This window comes from Acinetobacter minutum, assembly GCF_035916735.1.
Taxonomy (GTDB): Bacteria; Pseudomonadota; Gammaproteobacteria; order Pseudomonadales; family Moraxellaceae; genus Acinetobacter.
Genome location: NZ_JAQIHG010000001.1, coordinates 155,278 through 176,023 on the forward strand (window position 1 = coordinate 155,278; position 20,746 = coordinate 176,023).

Genomic DNA, 20,746 nt, shown 5'->3' on the forward strand with positions numbered 1-20,746 from the left:
AATGCGGCCAAGGTTGGTCGCAGCAAAGGAGCATGGTTATGGATGAGGTTCAAGTAGAAAGAATTCTACAAAATCCGAAATTCAAGTTACTTGTCAGCAAAAAGCGTAGTCTCAGTTGGAGTTTAACTGCGTTGCAGCTGTTCATTTACATTGGTTTTATTTTATTAGTGGCATATAACCCAGCATTCTTACATAGCTCATTTAGCGGCGGTGTAATTACTTGGGGTGTTCCACTTGGTTTGGGTGTTATTGTAGCGTCATTCGTATTGTGCTGGGTCTATTCATCCATTGCCAATAGCGCTTTTGATCAGCTCAACGCAGAAGCAATGCGTGAAGTAGAAATGATCACCCACGCAGGAGATCGCAAATAATGAACTGGACTTCACTTAAAGCTTCAGCACTTGTTGCTTCAGCCGCATTACTTTCTAGCAATGCAATGGCCGCGGCACTGGAAGGTACGGCTGAGAAACAGCCAACCAACTGGACTGCGATCATCATGTTCGTCATCTTCGTTGGTTTGACGCTGTTTATCACCAAATGGGCAGCTAAGCAGACTCAATCGACCAAAGACTTCTATACTGCCGGTGGTGGTATCAGTGGTTTCCAGAATGGTCTGGCAATTGCGGGTGACTACATGTCAGCGGCATCCTTCCTCGGGATTTCCGCAATGGTGTTCAACTCAGGCTATGATGGCTTGATGTACTCTCTTGGCTTCATGGTCGGCTGGCCAATCGTATTGTTCTTGGTCGCAGAACGTCTACGTAACTTGGGTAAATATAACTTCTCTGACGTAGTGTCTTTCCGTTTAGAAGAAAAACCAGTTCGTGCAATGGCAGCGGTCAGCTCATTGTTCGTCGTTGCTTTCTACCTGATTGCGCAGATGGTGGGTGCAGGTCAGCTGGTTAAACTACTCTTCGGTTTGGACTATAACATCGCGGTTATAATCGTGGGCTTCCTCATGATGGCTTACGTAATCTTCGGTGGTATGTTGGCAACAACTTGGGTACAGATCATTAAAGCGGTGATGCTGCTCAGTGGTGCAACCTTCATGGCCTTCATGGTATTGAAGTCAGTGGGTTTCAGCTTCAGCGAAATGTTCACTCAATCGATCCATGTATTCTCTCAAGTACGTAACATCTCTCTTGAAGAAGCAACCAAGATCATGGGTCCTGGTTCTCTTGTGAAGAGCCCAATTGATGCGATCTCTCTAGGTCTTGCATTGATGTTCGGTACCGCAGGTCTTCCACACATCTTGATGCGTTTCTTCACGGTTAAAGACGCGAAAGAAGCACGTAAATCAGTTGTTGTGGCAACGGGCTTTATCGGTTACTTCTACCTGTTAACCTTCATCATTGGTTTCGGTGCGATCCTGTTCGTATCTCAAAACCCACAATACATCGATGCTGCGAAAACTGCGTTGAATGGCAAGCTTGAATTGCTTGGTGGTAGCAACATGGCTGCGGTTCACTTGGGTCATGCTGTTGGTGGTAACTTGTTCCTTGGCTTTATCTCTGCAGTTGCGTTCGCAACGATTCTTGCGGTAGTTGCTGGTTTGACACTTTCTGGTGCATCTGCAATCTCTCACGACTTGTATGCTAACGTCTTCAAGAAAGGCCAGACTACAATGGAATCTGAGCTTCGTGTTTCTAAGATGGCGACTGTTGGTCTTGCAATCTTCGCGATGGTCTTGGGTATCCTGTTCGAAAAACAAAACGTTGCATTCATGGTTGGTTTGGCATTCGCTGTAGCAGCATCTGCAAACTTCCCAGTACTTGTGCTTTCAATGTTCTGGCGTGGTCTAACGACTCGTGGTGCAGTGATCGGTGGTTTGGCTGGTCTTATCAGTGCGGTAGTCTTGATCTGCTTAACCAAAGCAGTATGGGTAGATACCTTGAAGATTTCTGACCAAGCTCCACTACCATATGGTAACCCGGCATTGTTCTCTATTACCTTGTCTTTCGTGTGCTGCTGGTTGTTCTCTGTGACTGATGGTTCTGCACGTGCAAAAGCAGAACAAGCTCGCTTCAACTCACAGTTTGTACGTTCGATGACTGGTATCGGTGCTTCTGGCGCTAGCGACCACTAATCTAACCCAAACTTAACAAAAAGCCCCAAGATCGGGGCTTTTTGTTTTTTTGCCTTTTATTCATCGCTTATTACAAAAATGACACCAGGTTATAAGCAGGCAGAGCTCATATTTTATGTTTCAATCCGGTCAGGATAGAAATAGAAAATAAAGGTGAGTTCTTATGCTTTGGCTGTGGAAAAGATTTGGGCAAAATTTTCAGCATTTACCTTCAGCCTGGTTGCTGCTCGTACAGTTATTCATTTTGATTTTGGCCTTATTAACCAATGGTAGTCCTACTTATCGTGCTCTGAGCTGGTCTGTGGGAGTGCTGGCACTGTTAATTATTGCTAAAGTGATCCGGCAAACGCCCATTTATACTCTGTTAGGCCTGTTCTTTGTGATCGGGGCTTTTTTCTTTTCGCTGCTGATTTTGTTGGGGTATGCGGCTTTACCGATTCAGATTACGGCCCATGTGTTTGAAGCGAGTGCTTACTTTAGCGCGGCCTATGGTTTGTTGAGATACATGTTCCAAGACCGTTATCTCACTAAAGATGAATTATTCGCAGCAGGAGCCACATTTACTTTAATGGCTTGGGGTTTTGCCTTTTTATATAATATTTGCCAATTGTTGTTACCAGGAAGTTTTCAGAATCCCAACCAGCTGCAAAGTGTGCAAAGCTGGCTCGATCTGCTGTTCTTAAGTTTTAGCTTGCAATCCGCAACGGGGCTATCGGATTTGATGCCATTGTCGCCGCCTGCGCGTGTGATTGCCATGTTGCAGATGTTCTGTGGGGTCATGTACCTGGCTTTAATTGTATCGCGTCTTGTGGCGTTACAATATATTGTGCATTCACCCTCAAATAGAATTCCAAATGTTCAAATTCAGCAACAGAGAAATAAAAAAGGATCCTAGATGGATCCTTTTTTATGGGTTTCTAAAGAATTAGAAACGGAATTTAGCATTTAGGCCAACTGTTTGAGTGTCAACGTTATCAATTTCATCGTTAGCATTTACGTAGCTTGCACCAACAGCCACTGCTGGAGTGATGAAGTAGTTTACATTAGCACCCCAAGCTTTACTTGGAGAGAAGTCATAGCTTGACTCTGCGTAAGAAGCACCCACGCTGAGTTGTGGATTGAGATACAAATCAGTTTTTAATTCGTAAGCGGTATCTTCACCGTAGACAAGACCAGTTTCGAAACCGATCGCCATGTTGGTACCATCAATTTTGCCCACGTATTTTGTGCGTGCAGTAATTGCATCTTGATCATCAGCGATTGTAGCTGCTTCTAATCCTGCTTTAGCTACGCCGCCATTGAGGATTTTAAAAGTATCAAGTGCATATGTATCTGCAACACTAGTATATCCTACTGCAACTAAGAAGTTTGGCACAACCACTGCACCCAATTCCAATGCGTAACGGTCACCATTACCTTCAGCATCAGCAGCTAATACATTTTTAGCATCATTATGTGTGTGGCTGTAAGATGCTGATGCATATACAGGTACTACTTGAGTTGGGATGTAAGCTTCTGCTTTAGCACCATAAGTGTGTGAAACAAGATCCGCGCCATCTTCATCATACTCACCATAGTTATATGCTAAAGAAACGTTTGATGCTTGATTCAAGAATGCAGCTTCAGCCAATGGGCCTTTAGAGGTATCTACATTTTTAAGATAGTAAGTCCCTTGAACTGCCCCAGTAAAATTTTTGTCATTTACAGTATTATCGATGTATTCAGATTGACCTTGTACTTCGAATTGATAAGCTTGAGCACCGGTCATGGCTAATAATAATGCAGTGGCTAAACCGAGTTTTTTCATAGCGATAGTCCTTGTTATAAAAACAACAAAAAAGTCATACAATTTCATTTTATTGTAACAATGTATGAAGTCAATAAGCTTAAAAATGTTTAAAAATTAGATTTTTAGCTTTAATTTTGTTTGGGTTAAAAATTGTTCTATTGTAAAAAATCTTGTCAACTCGGAAAAAATGAGTTTTTACAATTAGCTAAAAGCTTTTTTGTCTTAAAACCTCTGTAATTTAGTTTTTAATCCTTGTTTTTTATCATTGGATAAAACATTTATCTATTAAAAATTGAATGTTAAAAACTATCAATAAGATGAATTTAAATTCATTAATTTAAAATTATTTGTTTCATTTTAATGAAGTAATTATTAATTTTATTTAAAAATGTAATTTTTTGTATATTAGTTATTCAATAAAAGCGTGTTTTGTGATCGATTAAGCATTCTATTCTTATTTTCGATAGAGATTTTAAATCTGATTAAATTAATCGGATTTACATTGTGTGAAGAATTTCCCATAATAGTGATGTCGAATGATTTCCAGTGACGTGGGAAATTTTTGATTCTCCAAAATGTGACTTTTCATTTTATATGCCCAACTTCCCCAAGGTTGGGCTTTTTTTTGTTTGATTGATGCAGAAAAAACAACTCGTCATTTGGCGTGGTGCTTGATCAGTCCTGATGATTAAAGCTTCTGGTGGGGATAAAAAATCCCGGCTCAAGACCGGGATTCTGACTTAACGTAAACTCAGCTTTTACACTTATGCTGTATTTTCACCATCCGATCTTACGGTAGGCAATCATCCTGTTATTTCAACAAGGGTTTCAGGAAGCGACCGGTATGCGAGATTGCAAGTTCCGCCACTTGCTCAGGTGTGCCTTCGGCAATAATCTGTCCACCCCCTGAACCACCTTCAGGGCCTAAGTCCACAATCCAGTCAGCGGTTTTAATCACATCCAGATTGTGTTCAATCACCACAATGGTATTTCCCTTATTCCGCAGTTCATGCAGGATATCGAGTAATTTGGCAATATCATGGAAATGCAGACCTGTGGTAGGTTCATCCAGGACATACAGGGTTTTACCGGTATCACGTTTGGCCAGCTCGCGTGCCAGTTTCACCCGTTGCGCTTCACCACCTGACAGGGTAGTGGCTGCCTGTCCTAGCTTGATATAGCCCAGCCCCACCTGAATCAGGGTTTCCAGACGACGGTGAATCACCGGAATAGCATCAAAAAATTGGGCAGCGTCTTCAACGGTCATTTCCAGTACATCCGAGATGTTGCGGCCTTTGTAGCTGACTTCCAGCGTTTCTCGGTTATAGCGTTTGCCATGGCAGCCATCGCAAGGCACATACATATCCGGCAGGAAATGCATGGCCACTTTGATCATGCCATCACCTTCACAGGCTTCACAGCGCCCGCCGCGCACGTTAAAAGAGAAACGACCGGCGCTATAGCCACGTGCCTTGGCCTCAGGCGTTTGAGCGAATAGTTCTCGAATCGGAGTAAATAAGCCGGTATAGGTGGCCGGATTGGAACGTGGGGTACGGCCAATCGGGCTTTGATCAATATCGACCACTTTATCGAGATATTGCAGGCCATCAATTGAATCAAATTTCTCAGCGGTGAGCGTGGTTGCACCATTCAGTTGGGTCGCCGCTAACGGAAGCAGTGTCCGGTTAATCAGAGTGGATTTACCTGAACCGGAAACGCCCGTGACGCAGGTCATCACCCCTAAAGGCAGCGTCAGATCGACATTTTTCAGGTTGTGTCCGCAAGCCCCATTGAGCTTAATGTAGTGTTCTGGATTGGGTGGCAGTTTTCGTTGTGCGGGAACCGCAATTTTGAGCATACCTGACAGGTATTTACCGGTGAGCGAGTCACTATGTTTGGCCAGTTCATCTGCAGTCCCTTCAGCGATGATATGACCACCATGGATCCCGGCGCCCGGACCAATATCAATAATATGGTCGGCAGCACGAATCGCATCTTCATCATGCTCTACCACCAACACGGTATTGCCAAGATCACGCAGGCGAATCAGGGTCTGTAGTAGGCGGTCATTGTCACGTTGATGCAGACCAATGGATGGTTCATCGAGCACATACATCACGCCCATCAAGCCGGCACCGATTTGTGAAGCAAGCCGGATCCGCTGGGCCTCACCACCGGATAAAGTCTCCGCAGAGCGTGAAAGGCTCAGATAGTTCAGGCCGACACTGACCAAAAAGTGCAGACGTTCGCGAATTTCTTTAAAAATCTTGTCGGCAATTTCACCTTTTGCACCGTCCAGTTGCAGGTTTTGGTAGTAATCTTCGGCATCGCCAATCGACATCTTGGTGATGGCGCTGATGGTTTTATCCAGAATTTTGACGTTACGGGAAATTTCATTCAGACGTGAGCCATCGCAGGCATTACAGGCTGCATTGGAGAGATATTGGGCCAGATCATCACGCACATAGTTGCTTTCAGTTTCCCGGTAACGGCGTTCTAGATGCGGCAAGATCCCTTCAAATGGAATCACCCGATTATGGCGACGGCCGCGCTCATCGGTATAGCTCAGGTCGATTTTTTCTTTGCCGGTGCCATGAAGGAATTTTTTCTGGGTATCTTTATCCAGTTCATGCCAAGGTGTATCCAAAGAAAAGCCAAAATGCTCGGCCACTTTTTGTAGCATCGAATAATAATAAGGACGCTGGCGGTCCCAGCCACGAATGGCACCCTGGCTAATCGAAACACCCGGATTCGGGATCAGCTTTTCCGCACTAAAATGACTACGTGTTCCCAAACCATCACAGACTGGGCAGGCACCATAAGGATTGTTAAAAGAGAATAGGCGCGGTTCTAGTTCGGCTACAGCACGGTCACATTGCGGGCAGGAATGTTTTGCTGAAAAGACCCGATCCGGATGTTCTGCATTAATCCAGGACAAAATTGCAATATCACCGCCTAAGCGTAGTGCGGTTTCAAAGGATTCCGCAATGCGGTTACCTAAGTCATCGCGTACCTTGAAACGGTCCACGACCACTTCAATGGTATGTTTTTTCTTTTTATCCAGTTCTGGAACACTATCGATCTCGACAATTTCACCATCGACACGCGCACGAACAAAACCCTGGCCCTGTAACTGTTCAAATAGCTGGGTGTATTCACCTTTACGTTCACGCACAACAGGAGCCAACAGCATGAGCGCCGTGCTTTCTGGCAAGCTTTTAACGGCATCCACCATTTCGCTGATGGTCTGTGCCACCATCGGCAAATCATGCTCAGGACAATACGGTGTCCCTACGCGTGCATAGAGCAAGCGCAGGTAATCATAAATTTCGGTAATGGTGCCTACGGTAGAACGGGGGTTGTGGCTGGTGGATTTCTGTTCAATGGCAATCGCTGGCGACAGACCTTCAATCGAGTCGACTTCCGGTTTTTCCATTTGTGAAAGAAACTGGCGTGCATAAGCTGACAAGGATTCAACATAACGGCGCTGGCCTTCTGCGTATAAAGTGTCAAAGGCCAGGGAGGATTTACCTGAGCCAGACAGTCCCGTAATCACCACAAATTTGTCGCGTGGAATGTCGAGTGACACATTTTTTAGGTTGTGTGTGCGTGCCCCACGAATACGGATGTGACTTTGGCTCATAATGATCCCAGTTCGTTAAATAGACAATGGATATGAGGCTTGTTCCCGCAGGTTCAAGGCATCATAGGGTTAAGTTTAATCGATCATTCCATGAAAAGGCATGTAATTCTCAAGGTATCTCCACGGAGGAACAGGCTGATATTTTCAGCCATGTCACCCATAGATTCACTTGCATCATGGCTTAAGCATAACCCAGTGGATGTGAGCATGATGTGATGAAAGTATGGCAACATTTTTGCTTTATGTGTGGCTGCGTAGCTCGAGTCGAGTGAATTTATGACATTGGCTACATTGGAAGGTTGCTGTTTTTTTAAGAATTTACACAAGTCGTATTTCGCTAAAATCCTTAAAACGCGTCATAATGGTGCCATTCAATTTTTTTAGTATCAGTGACGTCCACTGAGCTGGCTCTTTTTCTTGCGAATAGGTTTTTCTATGCAGCATTTTCGTTTCTCCATATTGTTTACGGTAGTTTGTCTGATACTCGCTGCCTATTGGGGCTATACCCACGGCCCTGAAGCAGGTCTGACTACCATGCTGACCGCACTGACGATTACGGCCATTCTGGCAGTGATGGAAGTGTCACTGTCCTTCGATAACGCCGTGGTGAATGCCTCTGTCCTTCGTGGCTGGGATCATTTTTGGAAAATGATTTTTCTGACTGTAGGGATCCTGATTGCCGTTTTTGGTATGCGTCTGGTTTTCCCGGTGGTGATTGTCGCAGTCACGGCAGATATGGGCATGATCGAAGTGGCCAAGCTGGCGCTGAATGACCCGAAAACCTATTCGGAACGTTTGATGGCGCATCATGCTGAAATTGCAGCCTTTGGTGGCGCTTTCTTGCTGTTGGTGTTCCTGAATTTCTTCCTGGATGAAGGTAAAGACACGCACTGGTTCCACTGGCTAGAGCGACGTTTATCCAGTTTGGCAAATGTACCGGCGATGTCAGTATTTCTTGCACTGATTGCCTTGTTGGTGATGGCGGCAAACGTGGCCGAAGAGGTCCGCTTGGCCGTGACCATGGCGGGGATCTGGGGTATCGTGATTTATATCGGTGTGCAGGTGTTGAGCCATTTACTCGGTGGTGAACCGGAAATTGATGAAAATGGCAATGCGGTGACCCAAGATGTGAATGGTGCAGCGAAGGGTGTGGTGAAAGCAGGTTTCGGTGGCTTCCTCTATCTTGAAGTCCTGGATGCATCGTTCAGTTTCGATGGTGTGATTGGTGCATTTGCAATTACCAGTGATGTCGTCATTATTATGCTTGGCTTGGCAATCGGTGCGATCTTTGTCCGTTCGATGACTATTTACTTGGTAGAGAAAGGCACATTAGATGCTTACATCTACTTGGAACATGGTGCTCACTATGCAATCGGTGCATTGGCCTTTATTATGCTCGCTAGTGGTACGGGTGTGCATGTACCTGAAGTCGTGACAGGGTTAATTGGCGTAGCGTTTATCGTGTGGGCGGTAATTGCATCAATTCAATACCGCAAACAGCAAGACCGCTTGGGTTAACTGAATTGTTGTAAAAAAATATAAAATCAGGGTGCTGCAGAGCACCCTTTTTTATGCAGTGTGCAGTGGCTTGAATTACAATAGCCAGATTATTTCCCCGAATCTATGACAAGCTGACATATGATGAATGCTTTAGAACGTCGCTCAACTTTTGCTTTAAGCAGTATTTTTGCCTTGCGCATGTTGGGTCTGTTCATGATTATCCCGGTATTTTCAGTTGCAGGACAGTCCTATCAATATGCGACTCCGGGGCTAATTGGTTTGGCCGTGGGTGTTTATGGTTTGACCCAAGCCATTTTACAGATTCCGTTTAGCCTGATTGCCGATCGTTATAACCGCAAGATTTTGATTGTGTTTGGCCTGCTGATGTTTGCCTTGGGTGGGGCGATTGCCGCGATGTCCGAGACGATTTATGGGGTGATTGCCGGGCGAGCGATTGCGGGTGGGGGGGCAGTCTCTGCAGTCGTCATGGCCTTGCTGTCCGATGTCACACGTGAAGAACACCGTACCAAAGCCATGGCCGTGATGGGGATGAGTATTGGTTTATCCTTTGTGGTGGCATTTAGCATGGGGCCTTGGTTGACCTCACTGGTGGGAATTTCCGGCCTGTTCTGGGTGACAACCATTATGGGCATTGCCGCCTGTTTTATGATGTTGTTGGTGCCGAAAGTGACGCGCCATCATCGTAATTTTGCGCAGGGCTATGGCAAACAGCTAGCCGAAGTGATCCGCATGGGGGATTTAAACCGCCTGCATCTGTCGGTTTTTGCATTACATTTATTGCTAACTGCGATGTTTGTTTTTGTACCGGGTCAGTTGATCCAGTACGCGGGTTTACCTTTGGCACATCATAGCTGGGTATATTTGCCACTACTGGTCATCAGTATGTTTTTCGCTTTTCCAAGTATTATCTTGGCGGAAAAATATCGCAAAATGCGCGGCATTTTCCTGACTGCGATTACAGGAATTATTCTGGGTCTCATTGTGATGGCGTGGGGTTATCAATCTAAATATGGCTTGTTGACCGGTCTGGGGCTATTCTTTATTGCTTTTAATGTCATGGAGGCACTGTTGCCTTCCTGGCTATCCAAAGCAGCACCCATTCAATCGAAAGCAACCGCGATGGGGGTCAATGCCAGCGGACAGTTTCTTGGTGCATTTTGTGGCGGGATGCTGGGTGGTCATCTGCTCACCCTGCAAAATCAGGGACAAGGTTGGGCCTTCTTGGCTGTGCTCGCCGTAATTTGGTTGGCGATTAGCTTCACCCTGAAGCAACCACGCTATTTATCTTCCATGGTGTTCCGTTTGCCGGAAACACGACAAACAGATGAGTGGACTTCAAAATTACTGGCCATTCATGGTATTGAAGAAGTTGTGGTGATGCCTGATCAAAACGTCGCGTTTGTGAAGGTCGACAAGGCATTGATTGATGATGCAGCTCGACACAGCCTGACGCAGTTATTGGGGAAAGAGGTAGCCATTTAAGCATAACTCTTATAAAGTAAAAGATAGAATTGAATAGGAAGATGAAAGCAGATGCGTGGTGTTAATAAGGTAATTTTAGTCGGTACGTTGGGACGTGATCCAGAAACTAAAACTTTTCCAAATGGTGGATCTTTAACTCAATTTTCAATTGCGACCAGTGAATCCTGGATGGATAAAAATACCGGTGAGCGCAAAGAACAAACAGAATGGCACCGGATTGTATTACATAACCGTTTAGGTGAAATCGCACAGCAATATTTGCGTAAAGGCTCAAAAGTCTATATTGAGGGTTCATTGCGTACCCGCCAGTGGACAGATCAAAATGGTCAGGAGCGTTACACTACGGAAATTCGTGGTGAACAAATGCAGATGCTGGACTCGAACCGTCCACAAGGTGAGCAGGGTATGGGCGGTGATACAGGCTTTAATCAGCCACGCTTTAATAACAACCCGCAAAGCGGCTATGGTCAGCAAAATAATAACGCGAACCAGCCGAATCCGTCATATGGCCAAAACACCGGTTATGGCAATAACAACCCAAGTGGTTTCGCGCCGAAGGCTCCTCAAGCTGCGCCAATGTCTGCACCTGCCGATTTAGATGATGATCTTCCGTTTTGACAGATTGGGAGCTGATCAAAACCCTCTCTGCTGAGAGGGTTTTTTTCTTTGTATTGTAAAAACATTAAAATTCTAAAATATGGCGATTACGAAGGTGTAATTGAATTTAAAATCTAAAATAACGATCAAAATTATAAAAAACTACGGTTTTACCTGTTTTTAAATCTTTCGTATTCTGGCTTCACAACAGAAGCAATCCAAGTCATTTAATTGAGGAATATCGAATGAGCTTAATCAATACCGAAGTAAAGCCCTTTCAGGCAACTGCGTATCACAATGACCAATTTGTAGAAATTTCGGAAGCCGATATGAAAGGCAAATGGTCGGTGGTATTTTTCTACCCGGCGGATTTCACCTTTGTTTGTCCGACGGAGTTGGGTGATTTGGCAGATCACTATGTAGAATTTCAGCAGCTTGGCGTAGAAATTTATTCGGTTTCAACCGATACACATTTTACCCATAAAGCCTGGCATGATAGTTCGGATGAAATCAAAAAAATCCAATACTTGATGGTGGGCGATCCAACCTGGACGCTGGCTAAAAACTTTGAAGTGTTGATTGAGCAAGACGGTTTGGCTGATCGTGGAACTTTTGTGATTGATCCAGACGGTAAGATTCAGATTATTGAAATCAATGCTGGCGGTATTGGTCGCGATGCTCAGGAATTGCTACGTAAAGTGAAAGCAGCCCAATATGTGCATACGCATCCGGGTGAGGTGTGTCCTGCCAAATGGAAAGAGGGTGAGGCAACCTTGGCACCGTCGATTGACCTGATTGGTAAGATTTAACTATATCCTGAATCAAAAACAACATCCAGAACCCAGATTCCGGGTGTTTTTTTATGATCAAATTTCTAGATTGAGGTGTATGGGAAATCACAGGAGCAGGATGTCTCATTAATGACACGATGTGTGTCAGTGAATGGACTATTGCTGGAGACTAGAAGGCTTTAGCATAACCCTCAAGTATGTATATTCTGGCTCAAGGAGCAAAACAGATGAAGAAAGTGGCGGGTCTTTACCGTAACCAGCAAATGCATTGGGTCGGGGATGGTTTTCCGGTCAGTACCTTGTTTTCCTATGACCGTTTAGGACAGGCGATTAGCCCATTCTTGTTATTGGATTATGCCGCACCGTATTCATTTGCACCGACGACAGAGCGTCATGGCGTAGGTTCCCATCCTCACCGCGGTTTTGAAACCGTGACCATTGCCTATCAGGGAGAAGTCAGCCATCAGGATTCAAGTGGCGGTGGCGGTACAATTCAAGCAGGCGACGTACAATGGATGACCGCAGGAGCAGGACTGGTGCATGAAGAATTCCATTCTGCAGCATATGCGCAACGTGGCGGTTTATTTGAAATGGCTCAGCTTTGGGTGAATCTTCCGGCGAAAGATAAAATGACGCCACCCCGCTATCAGGCCATCCAAGCGCAGGATATTCCGGTGATTACATTTGAACAGGCTGCAGGTCAACTGCGAGTGATCGCCGGAGCATACGCGCAGCAGAGCGGACCCGCTTCTACCTTTAGCCCAATCAATGTCTGGGATGTAGAATTAAAAGCCGGACATAGCCAATGGATCCATGTTCCAGTGGATCACACCGTTTTACTGGTTTTACTGGCAGGCGAAATGCTGCTGAATGATACACAAAAAGTGCAGGATCATTCCGTGGTGATTTTCGCTCAGGATGGTGAAGCAGCGATACAGCTTGCCGCACAGCAGGACTGTAAACTCCTGATACTGACTGGCCGCCCATTGAATGAGCCTATTCAGGGTTATGGTCCATTTGTGATGAATAGCAAAGAAGAAATTATCCAGGCTTTTGAGGATTTCCATCGTGGTAAATTTGGTGTGATAGCGTCAACTGAATAACGCCGTATTGGCCTGTATTGGTATTGAGCTGAGTGAGAAAAAAAGCAAGAAGCGCCTACTTGGGTAGGGGCTTCTTTATTTTATGCGCTGCTAAGTTTCTTGTTTTGTCGCGTTGGTCTGATTATTTATTGTAGATAGTGTGATGTAGTTATCAATTTTTATTTTACAGGCTATCTTAACCAACTCGGCTGACATTGTAAAATGTATGATAAAAAAATAGTTAAATTAAGTGTTCATTTTTTAAAAGTATTTTTTATAAATATGTAAATTTTTATAATTTTTCATTTATCTTTGATCATGTTATGGTACTCGCTAGATATCAGAAAAGTACAATAAAATGTAAAAAAGGCCAGTAGGGGGAAAAAGAAAAAACTGGCATTTTTTAATACAGTTTTTCTAAAAAGTATGGTTCATAATCGAGAAAATAGTTCACTCACGGATAATAATTTTGGATATTGCAATTATTGGTAGTGGCATGGCTGGCTTAGCTACCGCAAGAATTCTTAAAGATGCAGGACATAATATTACGATTTTTGAGGCGCTGCCGGGTCGCGGCATGGATAGCCATAGTATCGAATTTGATGGTGGGTTGATTGATGCACCGTTGCGTGTGATGAATCCGAATTTATGGAAAAACACTCTCAGCCTAGCCACTCATCTCGGCATGAAAACCTTTCCGGTGCGCACCTATATGGCGTGTAGCTGGTTATTTGAAGATCGTACCGAGACATGGCTGACCACCAGCCGTACCCGGATTGGTAATTTGCCGATTATCAATAACCGTAAAGGCATCAAGCAATATGGCTGGCGTCTGGTCAAAGGCATGTTGCAGTTAAAGACCGCACTGCACAAATTTTTTAAATCCAAAGACCAAGACATCACGCTGAATGAATTCATTCAACAGCATGATATTGAAGAAGTGTTCTGGCACGGTGCGATCATGCCGGTGCTTTATACCATCTGTACCTGTGATCCCAAAACCATTGGTGAATGGCCTGCCAAGCCTTTACTGACTTTTTTGCGCCAGTTGACGGATGGTGAAGCATTACTGCGTTTGCAAGGGGGAACACCGGCTCTGGTCGACCGTTTGATTCAAGATATCGAGCTGCACAGTGCATCGCCTGTAGTCAATGTGGAACAGCAGGATGAACAGGTACGGGTTGAAACGATGCAGGGCAAGCATTACCTGTTTGACCGTGTCGTGGTGGCGACGCCAACAACGAAAATGGCAGAATTACTGAATACACCACAATTTGCTGATGATCTGGCTTTACTGAGCAAATTCCGTTTCGAGCAAGGTGATCTGGTGGTGCATACTGATCCATCGGTGATGCCGCCACGCCGTAAGGACTGGTCTGCATTGAGCTATATGATGGATCGTCAATTTACCCGTCAGCAATTTACCGTATGGATTAATGCTGTTGAGCCAAGCTTGGTGGGTAAGACACCAGTATTCCAAACTTGGCGTCCTGTTACCCCGATTGATCCTAAGAAAATCATTTCTTCTGTGACCTTAACTCGTGCCGTAGTTGATCGCGAAACTGTCGCTTTGAATCATGAATTGCAGCAACGTCATTTACAACTTGGTCGTAAAGTCTTTTACTGCGGCTCCTGGTCATGTGATGGCTTGCCAATTTTAGAGTCCGCCGTGACCTCAGCGATGAAAATTGCTGAAATTTTAGGGGCACCATTGCCATTTGTCGGCTTGAAACCGCATATTGAGGTGGCACCCGAGTTAGGCTATTAAAGCAGCATGCAATTACGCAAGATGCTACAGGCTTTATTTCCTCAGTATAAGTATGCGATTAATAGCACGCTGTTGGGAGATGAGTCCTTACTCGCTTGGAGTAATTTGGGATATTGGTCGGCACAGCAGCGATCATATCCCGAAGCCTGCCGCCAGTTGGCTGATCAGTTGGCACAGGCCATTGCTTTAAAAGCCACCGACCATGTGCTGGATTTAGGCTGTGGCCAAGGTGCCAGTCTGCTCCATTGGTCTCAGCATTACCATTTAAGCCATTTTAGTGCCGTCGAATTACAAAAGGCCTGCGTTGAGCAAATTCAACAGCAGTGCATTCCGGGATTAGATGCAATCTATGCCTCGTCTTTTCTGCAACTGAGAGAACCTGAGTTAGAACAGGCTTTCGATGTCGTCTTGTGCATCGATGCGGCTTATCATCATGCCTTTAGTAAATTTCTGAACGTTGCTCACCGTATGCTTAAGCCCCAAGGGCGTTTAGCTTTCCATTATTTGGTGCGTTCACCTCGCTGGCAGACTTTATCTTCCTTTAAACAGCTTCAATATCGCTATTTACTGAAAGCGGCAGATATCGATGTGGACACTTTACCGGAGCAGCAGCAAGCGGAAGAGATGTTATTTGAGTCGGGATTTAGCCAATGCCAGTTCACCGATTTGTCCGAAGCGGTATTGGCCGGTTTTGCAAATTATGTTGATCAGTTAGCAAAAACAGCACTGAAAACAGCCGGGTTGGATGGATTTAAAATTCTGATGACAGCAAAATTGTGTGACAAGCTTTATCGTGAAGGTTATCTAAATTATTTGCAAATTTCTGCAGAGAGGGCAGCTGAGTCACAGTGCTGAACGCGAGAGGGTTTTAGTCAAAGCAACGCGAGAAAGGAATGGTGCCGGCACACGGATTCGAACTGTGGACCTACTGATTACAAGTCAGTTGCTCTACCAACTGAGCTATGCCGGCAACGTGGCGAGAATTTTACCGAAATCGATCTAAAATACAAGCGAGTGTATTAACGGTTGGTTGTGTTTTGTCCAATTGATCAGGGGTAGAACCGCAATTGAAATCTCACCAGATAAAAATAAATGAATTTTCTTGCAACACATTTATTTCATTTTAAAACTACCTATAAAAACTAGGTAGAAATTTAAACAACTACAAAATAGAAAGTTTGAATGCTAGATTCAAACTTTCTGATGAGAGACTGACGTTTCAGGAAGTTGCTTAGTGATATTTGACGTAAGGACGTGATTTTTCGGGATCAGGTAAATCGGCTTTTTCTTGTGCTTCTTTTTCTTCTCGTTCTTGGTGCAGTTTTTGCCGCTCTTCAGCTTCCTTACGCTGTTCGTCTTTTTTTATATTGTGTTTGTGGCTCATACGCTTCTCCTGATGTGGATGTAATAAGAAATTTCCAAAACCATAACGACACTTTAAGCATGCAAAAAATACGCAGATTGTTCTAGTCTGAACATGTATCTAGACGTAAAAGAGAGTGGGTGAAATTTGATGGAATTTTCATTTATTTTTGATGTTTGAGTTAAATCTATATTGATGAATTCCGTGACTGTGGAAAGAAGGTGATGAATTATTTCTAATTACGAGGAATTGTGTTTTTACTCAAAAAACGGATTTCAAAAGGCAATAAAAAAGGCTTAAACCCTTTAGATTTAAGCCTTCTAAGACATCATGTGGCTACATGATTATGAATCTTGGCGGTGAGAGAGGGATTCGAACCCTCGATACGCGCAAACGTATACACACTTTCCAGGCGTGCTCCTTCAGCCACTCGGACACCTCACCAAGGCGAGCGATGATAACGAAAAAAACATATTCTGCCAAGACCAAATAATTGATTTGCAGCAAAAGATTCATGGCAGTGTTAATATGGTAAGAAAATAGCGTCAAAATTGAAGACTGAATATGCAAAGTACTGCACAGAAAGCCGCATTGCCTGCGATTACATTGGCAGCATTAGGGGTGGTGTTTGGAGATATCGGAACCAGTCCCCTGTACGCACTCAAAGAGTCTTTCCATGCTGCGCATGGCTTGGGAATCAGTATTGGTAACGTCTTAGGGATTTTGTCCATCATCTTCTGGACCATGACCTTAGTCATTACCATCAAGTATGTCGCGATCGTGATGCGCGCCGATAACAACGGCGAAGGTGGGATCATGGCATTGCTTGCGCTGAACCTGCGGGAAAATTCGTTTACAGACCGCAAGAAGCTATTGCTGATCGCCATTGGTTTTATTGGTGCCTCGCTATTCTTTGGTGATGGAATCATTACGCCGGCCATTTCAGTGCTGTCTGCCGTGGAAGGTCTCTCGATCGCCACAGATGCTCTAGATCCCTACATTGTGCCGATTGCGATTAGCATTGTGATCAGCTTATTTGTGATGCAGAAATATGGTACAGCCTTTGTTGGCAAGTTTTTTGGTCCAATTACCTTGCTGTGGTTTCTGTCTTTAGGTGTTTTAGGCATCAGCAGTATTGTTCAGACCCCAGTGGTATTGGGTATGTTCAGTCCACATTGGGCTTTTGATTTTATTTTGACGCATCCCTTGATGGCTTTCTTCATCATGGGGGCAGTGGTGTTGACGGTCACCGGTGGTGAGGCATTATATGCTGATATGGGACATTTTGGCGCCCTGCCAATCCGGTTGGCCTGGTTCTTTGTGGTTCTGCCATGTTTGTTGCTGAACTATGCCGGACAAGGGGCTTTATTGCTGCGTGAGCCAGCAGCGATTGAGAATCCGTTCTATCATCTGGTTCCGGAATGGGCACTGTACCCGATGATTTTTCTGGCTACGATGGCGGCTGTTATTGCCTCGCAGGCGGTCATTTCCGGTGTGTTTTCATTAGCACGCCAAGCCATCCAACTGGGCTATCTACCACGATTATCGATTAAACATACCTCTGATCAGGAGCAGGGACAGATTTATGTGCCTTTGCTGAACTGGGTTTTATTGACGTCCATTATTATCCTGATCCTGATTTTCCAGACCAGTTCACGCCTTGCTAATGCTTATGGTCTTGCGGTGACACTGACCATGCTGTGTGACACTTTATTGATCGCGGCATTGATGCGTTATACCTGGAAATGGAAAATGCCAAAACTGGCTTTATTGATCATTCCGTTTTTACTGCTGGATCTGATTCTGGTGGGTGCGACCTCGCTAAAAGTCTTCTCTGGTGGTTGGGTTCCATTGTTGATTGGCGGTGTGGCTTTCTTGTTGCTGTTTACCTGGAAACAGGGCCGAGAGTTGACCTTCAGCAAACTCCAGCAAGATACTTTGCCACTTGAACTGTTTGTCCAGAGTATTGGCGAGCAGGCCAACTGGGTTGAAGGTGAAGCTGTATTCCTCACAGGTACACCCACGGTCGTGCCACATGCCATGTTGCACAACATGAAGCACAATAAAGTGCTGCATCAAAAGAACATTATGCTTACGGTCAAAATTCAGGATGTGCCGTATGTGCCGGATGAAGCGCGCTTCCAGATTGAAACCCTGAATCAGCATTTTTACCGCGTAGAAATTTACTACGGCTTTAAAGATGAAATGAATATTCCACAGGCACTGCAAGCGGTGTATCAGGATCTGGAACTAGAATACAACTTAATGAATATCAGTTTCTTTGTATCGCGTGAACGAATTATCAGTACGGTGGGAGATGGGATGTCACCCTGGCGAGAAAAACTGTTTATCTCCATGCAGCGCAATACCAGTCCGGTCAGTGATTTCTATCGTATCCCACCGAACCGTGTTGTTGAATTAGGGAGTCAGATCGAGATTTAAATTTTTTTGGATTGATCTCAAAAAAACCAGGGCCTTGACCCTGGTTTTGCTTTTTTAAGGTGTTAAAGCTGGTTTTACGCTCGTTGCTTTTTCATTCTCTGCCTCAGGTGCGGACATTGTAGTTTCAGGGCCAGGCTGCTCAGGTGCTGTCTCAAGATTGATCGGTTGCTCTGCAGAAGAAGGCAGTTCCGCAAGGGCATAAGGTCGCTTGGCTTTCTCGGCATTGTCCGATTGGGCTAAAGGTTGCTGCATTTGTTCTGCGCCATTTGTTGCCCCAGCCTGTTCCGCAGCTTCAGTTGGAACACCCTCTGCGATATTGCTGGTCTGTACCATTTCAGCCTGATCGGAGGAGCTACTTGGCAGACTGGCTTGCTCACGTGTGCTGGTGGTGATTTTGACTTTGGACAGACTCTCGAGGGTATCGCCCGGCTGAACGGGTGGTTCAGCGCATACGCCAAGGCTGAACAAACTGCCGATCAGACCGAGCATCAAGGTTTTAGAATTCATATATCCTCCGGATGTGTTTTTTAGTGTGATTTATATCGCGGAAGAAATTGACATAAGCTGAATGTGTCACGCAATGAAAACTACTGAAACACAGCAAAGGACCAGAGAAAGCCTTGTCGAATACCAACATTTCGTTACCCGAACGATGCTGACATTGAGCTGTTCTTGTTTAAGGATTGTGCAGTTGATAGGTGGGTGAATATACAGGGCTGGACCTGCTTGCTAAGCTCCACAAAAATAGGTGCGATCGGAATAGAAATGGCAAACAACAAGCTGAAAAAGAATGCGCCTGGTTCGAATAGCGTGAATCAGTACGGCCTGAAAATAGTTCTGGGTTTGGTGGCGATGGGTAGTTTCGCAATGGCCTTTGGTCAGGAAAAACTCAGCCAGTGGACTACAGGGAGTCTAGGGAGTTCGGCCTGCCTAAGCCAATTCTATCGAGAAGTGCCGCCCTATTTAGCTCGCCCCAGCCTACAGAAAAACAGCTATCCGCTCTGTTTTAATGGCTTCAATGTCATGTATTCCGGCGTGTCCAAAACCCCGCTGTGGGTGGCCGAGCATTTAACCCCGAAACGTCTGGCCACCAAGATTAAACGTGAAGATAATTTCCACGAAGAAACCCGTATTCCGGAGCAGCATCGGGCATTATTGGCCGATTATCGAGCCTCCGGCTATGACCGTGGTCATATGGCACCGAATGCCGATATGGGGGATACTCAAGCCCAATATGACAGTTTCTCTTTGGCCAACATGGTGCCACAAGCACCAAAAAACAATCAGCAGATTTGGCGTGAGCTGGAAGAAGCCACCCGCGCCATTGTCACCAAGCAGAAGCAGGATGTCTATGTGGTGACAGGCCCGGTCTTTATGGGGCAGAAACTGAAAACGATTGGCAAGGGGGTGATTGTCCCGAGTGCCGTTTTTAAAGCGGTTTATGTGCCGAAAACCGGGGCGATTGGTGCCTATTTTGCACCGAACAACAATTCACTGCAGGTAAAGGTCGTGAGTGTCTGCTATTTGGAAGAGCAGCTCGGCATGAATCTGTTCCCACAGCTTTCTGAGGAGCAAAAACGCAACACTTATCAGTTGCCTCTGAATGCCACAGCAGTAAAGGCCAACCAGCCACTAGAATATGCTCAATGGGATGCCGAGAGTCAATGTGCTGAAGATGTTGCCCCAGAGCAGATCAAACAGACCCAGCAGCAATTTGGCCAGCAGAAAATTGCTGCAGCGACCGGGAGTGATGACAACGGGAGCTCTCCCAGTCCCGAAGAAGCCGCACCGAGTTTGATCAAGCAGATTCTCACCATGCTGTTGCAGTTCCTGTTACAGTTTTTAAAATAGACAGTTGCGGTATTTTCACTTAAAACTAGGTGAAACTTGCTGCGATCGCCAACAGAACAATGAGAGGCAATAATGTTTAAACCATTTGAACAGGGAACGGAATCCTCTGCGATTGAGGATCTGACCTTAGAAAATCAAACTGATTATGTCAGCCTGTATGGGAATTTGCAGATTACCAAGGATCAGGCGGGATTAAAAAATGCCAGGGCCTTGCAGGACTTTCTGAATCAGGTGGTGGCTGTGCTGGAACAAGAAACGAATTTGCCGGAAAAAATTCAGCTTAAAGCTGAAGGGGAAATTGAGAATCCCTTTGGTTAATTGATTTTGTCCC

17 protein-coding genes and 2 tRNA genes are annotated in these 20,746 nt (G+C 45.1%); 13 read left to right on the plus strand and 6 right to left on the minus strand.

The window, feature by feature from the left end:
• The first annotated feature begins 38 nt into the window (after positions 1-38).
• The 3 genes from PAE54_RS00700 to PAE54_RS00710 all read left to right on the plus strand — a co-directional run bounded on the left by PAE54_RS00700 (position 39) and on the right by PAE54_RS00710 (position 2,981).
• Positions 39-371 carry a DUF485 domain-containing protein gene (locus PAE54_RS00700; protein ID WP_273777671.1) on the plus strand — a complete coding sequence of 111 codons (333 nt, stop codon included), beginning with the start codon at positions 39-41 and terminating at the stop codon, positions 369-371.
• Positions 371-2,086: a cation acetate symporter gene (locus PAE54_RS00705; RefSeq protein WP_326518045.1), complete on the plus strand. Its 1,716-nt coding sequence runs from the start codon at positions 371-373 to the stop codon at positions 2,084-2,086. The genes PAE54_RS00700 and PAE54_RS00705 overlap by 1 nt, the downstream gene beginning before the upstream one ends.
• Positions 2,087-2,249: 163 nt before the next feature.
• The gene (locus PAE54_RS00710) at positions 2,250-2,981 is read left to right on the plus strand and encodes an ion channel (protein WP_326518046.1); all 732 of its coding nucleotides are present in this window, start codon (positions 2,250-2,252) and stop codon (positions 2,979-2,981) included.
• Positions 2,982-3,011: 30 nt separating this feature from the next.
• On the opposite strand, the gene omp33-36 is transcribed toward PAE54_RS00710, so the two are convergent.
• A complete protein-coding gene (gene omp33-36 / locus PAE54_RS00715) occupies positions 3,012-3,893 on the minus strand; it encodes a porin Omp33-36 (RefSeq protein WP_273777665.1) in 882 nt (293 codons plus the stop codon).
• 793 nt (positions 3,894-4,686) lie between these two features.
• The gene (gene uvrA, locus PAE54_RS00720; protein WP_326518047.1) at positions 4,687-7,518 is read right to left on the minus strand and encodes an excinuclease ABC subunit UvrA; all 2,832 of its coding nucleotides are present in this window, start codon (positions 7,516-7,518) and stop codon (positions 4,687-4,689) included.
• A gap of 435 nt (positions 7,519-7,953) precedes the next feature.
• Here uvrA and PAE54_RS00725 point away from each other — a divergent pair, with 435 nt between their 5' ends.
• The 7 genes from PAE54_RS00725 (at position 7,954) to PAE54_RS00755 (ending at position 15,614) form a co-directional block, all read left to right on the plus strand.
• Complete coding sequence (locus tag PAE54_RS00725; RefSeq protein WP_273777663.1) at positions 7,954-9,036, plus strand: DUF475 domain-containing protein; 1,083 nt, start codon at positions 7,954-7,956, stop codon at positions 9,034-9,036.
• Positions 9,037-9,156: 120 nt separating this feature from the next.
• Positions 9,157-10,521 carry an MFS transporter gene (locus PAE54_RS00730; RefSeq protein WP_326518048.1) on the plus strand — a complete coding sequence of 455 codons (1,365 nt, stop codon included), beginning with the start codon at positions 9,157-9,159 and terminating at the stop codon, positions 10,519-10,521.
• Between the two features lie 51 nt (positions 10,522-10,572).
• Positions 10,573-11,139 carry a single-stranded DNA-binding protein gene (gene ssb / locus PAE54_RS00735; protein WP_326518049.1) on the plus strand — a complete coding sequence of 189 codons (567 nt, stop codon included), beginning with the start codon at positions 10,573-10,575 and terminating at the stop codon, positions 11,137-11,139.
• A 224-nt stretch (positions 11,140-11,363) separates the two neighbouring features.
• Positions 11,364-11,927 carry an alkyl hydroperoxide reductase subunit C gene (gene ahpC / locus PAE54_RS00740; protein ID WP_326518050.1) on the plus strand — a complete coding sequence of 188 codons (564 nt, stop codon included), beginning with the start codon at positions 11,364-11,366 and terminating at the stop codon, positions 11,925-11,927.
• Between the two features lie 209 nt (positions 11,928-12,136).
• Positions 12,137-13,012: a pirin family protein gene (locus PAE54_RS00745; protein ID WP_326518051.1), complete on the plus strand. Its 876-nt coding sequence runs from the start codon at positions 12,137-12,139 to the stop codon at positions 13,010-13,012.
• 448 nt (positions 13,013-13,460) lie between these two features.
• Entirely contained in the window at positions 13,461-14,759 is a 1,299-nt protein-coding gene (locus PAE54_RS00750; protein ID WP_326518052.1) for an FAD-dependent oxidoreductase, read from the plus strand.
• Positions 14,760-14,765: 6 nt separating this feature from the next.
• Positions 14,766-15,614 (plus strand): SAM-dependent methyltransferase, encoded by an 849-nt coding sequence (locus tag PAE54_RS00755; protein ID WP_326518053.1) that lies wholly within the window; start codon positions 14,766-14,768, stop codon positions 15,612-15,614.
• Between the two features lie 39 nt (positions 15,615-15,653).
• Here the strand turns inward: PAE54_RS00755 and PAE54_RS00760 are convergent.
• The 3 genes from PAE54_RS00760 to PAE54_RS00770 form a co-directional block, all read right to left on the minus strand.
• Positions 15,654-15,729, minus strand: a tRNA-Thr gene (locus PAE54_RS00760).
• Between the two features lie 261 nt (positions 15,730-15,990).
• The gene (locus PAE54_RS00765) at positions 15,991-16,143 is read right to left on the minus strand and encodes a hypothetical protein (protein WP_273777656.1); all 153 of its coding nucleotides are present in this window, start codon (positions 16,141-16,143) and stop codon (positions 15,991-15,993) included.
• 333 nt (positions 16,144-16,476) lie between these two features.
• A tRNA-Ser gene (locus PAE54_RS00770) sits at positions 16,477-16,566 on the minus strand.
• Positions 16,567-16,686: 120 nt separating this feature from the next.
• On the opposite strand from PAE54_RS00770, the gene PAE54_RS00775 reads away from it, so the two are divergent.
• A complete protein-coding gene (locus PAE54_RS00775; protein WP_326518054.1) occupies positions 16,687-18,564 on the plus strand; it encodes a potassium transporter Kup in 1,878 nt (625 codons plus the stop codon).
• Positions 18,565-18,618: 54 nt separating this feature from the next.
• Here the strand turns inward: PAE54_RS00775 and PAE54_RS00780 are convergent, their stop codons facing one another.
• Positions 18,619-19,071, minus strand: a complete 453-nt coding sequence (locus PAE54_RS00780; RefSeq protein ID WP_326518055.1) for a hypothetical protein — start codon at positions 19,069-19,071, stop codon at positions 18,619-18,621.
• 258 nt (positions 19,072-19,329) lie between these two features.
• Here PAE54_RS00780 and PAE54_RS00785 point away from each other — a divergent pair, with 258 nt between their 5' ends.
• Together PAE54_RS00785 and PAE54_RS00790 are read left to right on the plus strand one after the other, a co-directional pair.
• Positions 19,330-20,415, plus strand: a complete 1,086-nt coding sequence (locus PAE54_RS00785; protein WP_273777643.1) for a DNA/RNA non-specific endonuclease — start codon at positions 19,330-19,332, stop codon at positions 20,413-20,415.
• Between the two features lie 72 nt (positions 20,416-20,487).
• Positions 20,488-20,733: a hypothetical protein gene (locus tag PAE54_RS00790; protein WP_326518056.1), complete on the plus strand. Its 246-nt coding sequence runs from the start codon at positions 20,488-20,490 to the stop codon at positions 20,731-20,733.
• The last annotated feature ends 13 nt before the right edge of the window (positions 20,734-20,746 follow it).

What these genes read in the sequence shown, in the direction of transcription:
- PAE54_RS00785 (WP_273777643.1), top strand. Translation starts at nt 19,330, where the DNA reads ATGGCAAACAACAAGCTGAAAAAGAATGCGCCTGGTTCGAATAGCGTG.
- PAE54_RS00755 (WP_326518053.1), top strand. Translation starts at nt 14,766, where the DNA reads ATGCAATTACGCAAGATGCTACAGGCTTTATTTCCTCAGTATAAGTAT.
- omp33-36 (WP_273777665.1), bottom strand. Translation starts at nt 3,893, where the DNA reads ATGAAAAAACTCGGTTTAGCCACTGCATTATTATTAGCCATGACCGGT.
- PAE54_RS00745 (WP_326518051.1), top strand. Translation starts at nt 12,137, where the DNA reads ATGAAGAAAGTGGCGGGTCTTTACCGTAACCAGCAAATGCATTGGGTC.
- PAE54_RS00765 (WP_273777656.1), bottom strand. Translation starts at nt 16,143, where the DNA reads ATGAGCCACAAACACAATATAAAAAAAGACGAACAGCGTAAGGAAGCT.
- PAE54_RS00775 (WP_326518054.1), top strand. Translation starts at nt 16,687, where the DNA reads ATGCAAAGTACTGCACAGAAAGCCGCATTGCCTGCGATTACATTGGCA.
- PAE54_RS00710 (WP_326518046.1), top strand. Translation starts at nt 2,250, where the DNA reads ATGCTTTGGCTGTGGAAAAGATTTGGGCAAAATTTTCAGCATTTACCT.
- PAE54_RS00730 (WP_326518048.1), top strand. Translation starts at nt 9,157, where the DNA reads ATGATGAATGCTTTAGAACGTCGCTCAACTTTTGCTTTAAGCAGTATT.
- PAE54_RS00790 (WP_326518056.1), top strand. Translation starts at nt 20,488, where the DNA reads ATGTTTAAACCATTTGAACAGGGAACGGAATCCTCTGCGATTGAGGAT.
- PAE54_RS00725 (WP_273777663.1), top strand. Translation starts at nt 7,954, where the DNA reads ATGCAGCATTTTCGTTTCTCCATATTGTTTACGGTAGTTTGTCTGATA.
- PAE54_RS00700 (WP_273777671.1), top strand. Translation starts at nt 39, where the DNA reads ATGGATGAGGTTCAAGTAGAAAGAATTCTACAAAATCCGAAATTCAAG.
- PAE54_RS00780 (WP_326518055.1), bottom strand. Translation starts at nt 19,071, where the DNA reads ATGAATTCTAAAACCTTGATGCTCGGTCTGATCGGCAGTTTGTTCAGC.
- PAE54_RS00705 (WP_326518045.1), top strand. Translation starts at nt 371, where the DNA reads ATGAACTGGACTTCACTTAAAGCTTCAGCACTTGTTGCTTCAGCCGCA.
- ssb (WP_326518049.1), top strand. Translation starts at nt 10,573, where the DNA reads ATGCGTGGTGTTAATAAGGTAATTTTAGTCGGTACGTTGGGACGTGAT.
- ahpC (WP_326518050.1), top strand. Translation starts at nt 11,364, where the DNA reads ATGAGCTTAATCAATACCGAAGTAAAGCCCTTTCAGGCAACTGCGTAT.
- uvrA (WP_326518047.1), bottom strand. Translation starts at nt 7,518, where the DNA reads ATGAGCCAAAGTCACATCCGTATTCGTGGGGCACGCACACACAACCTA.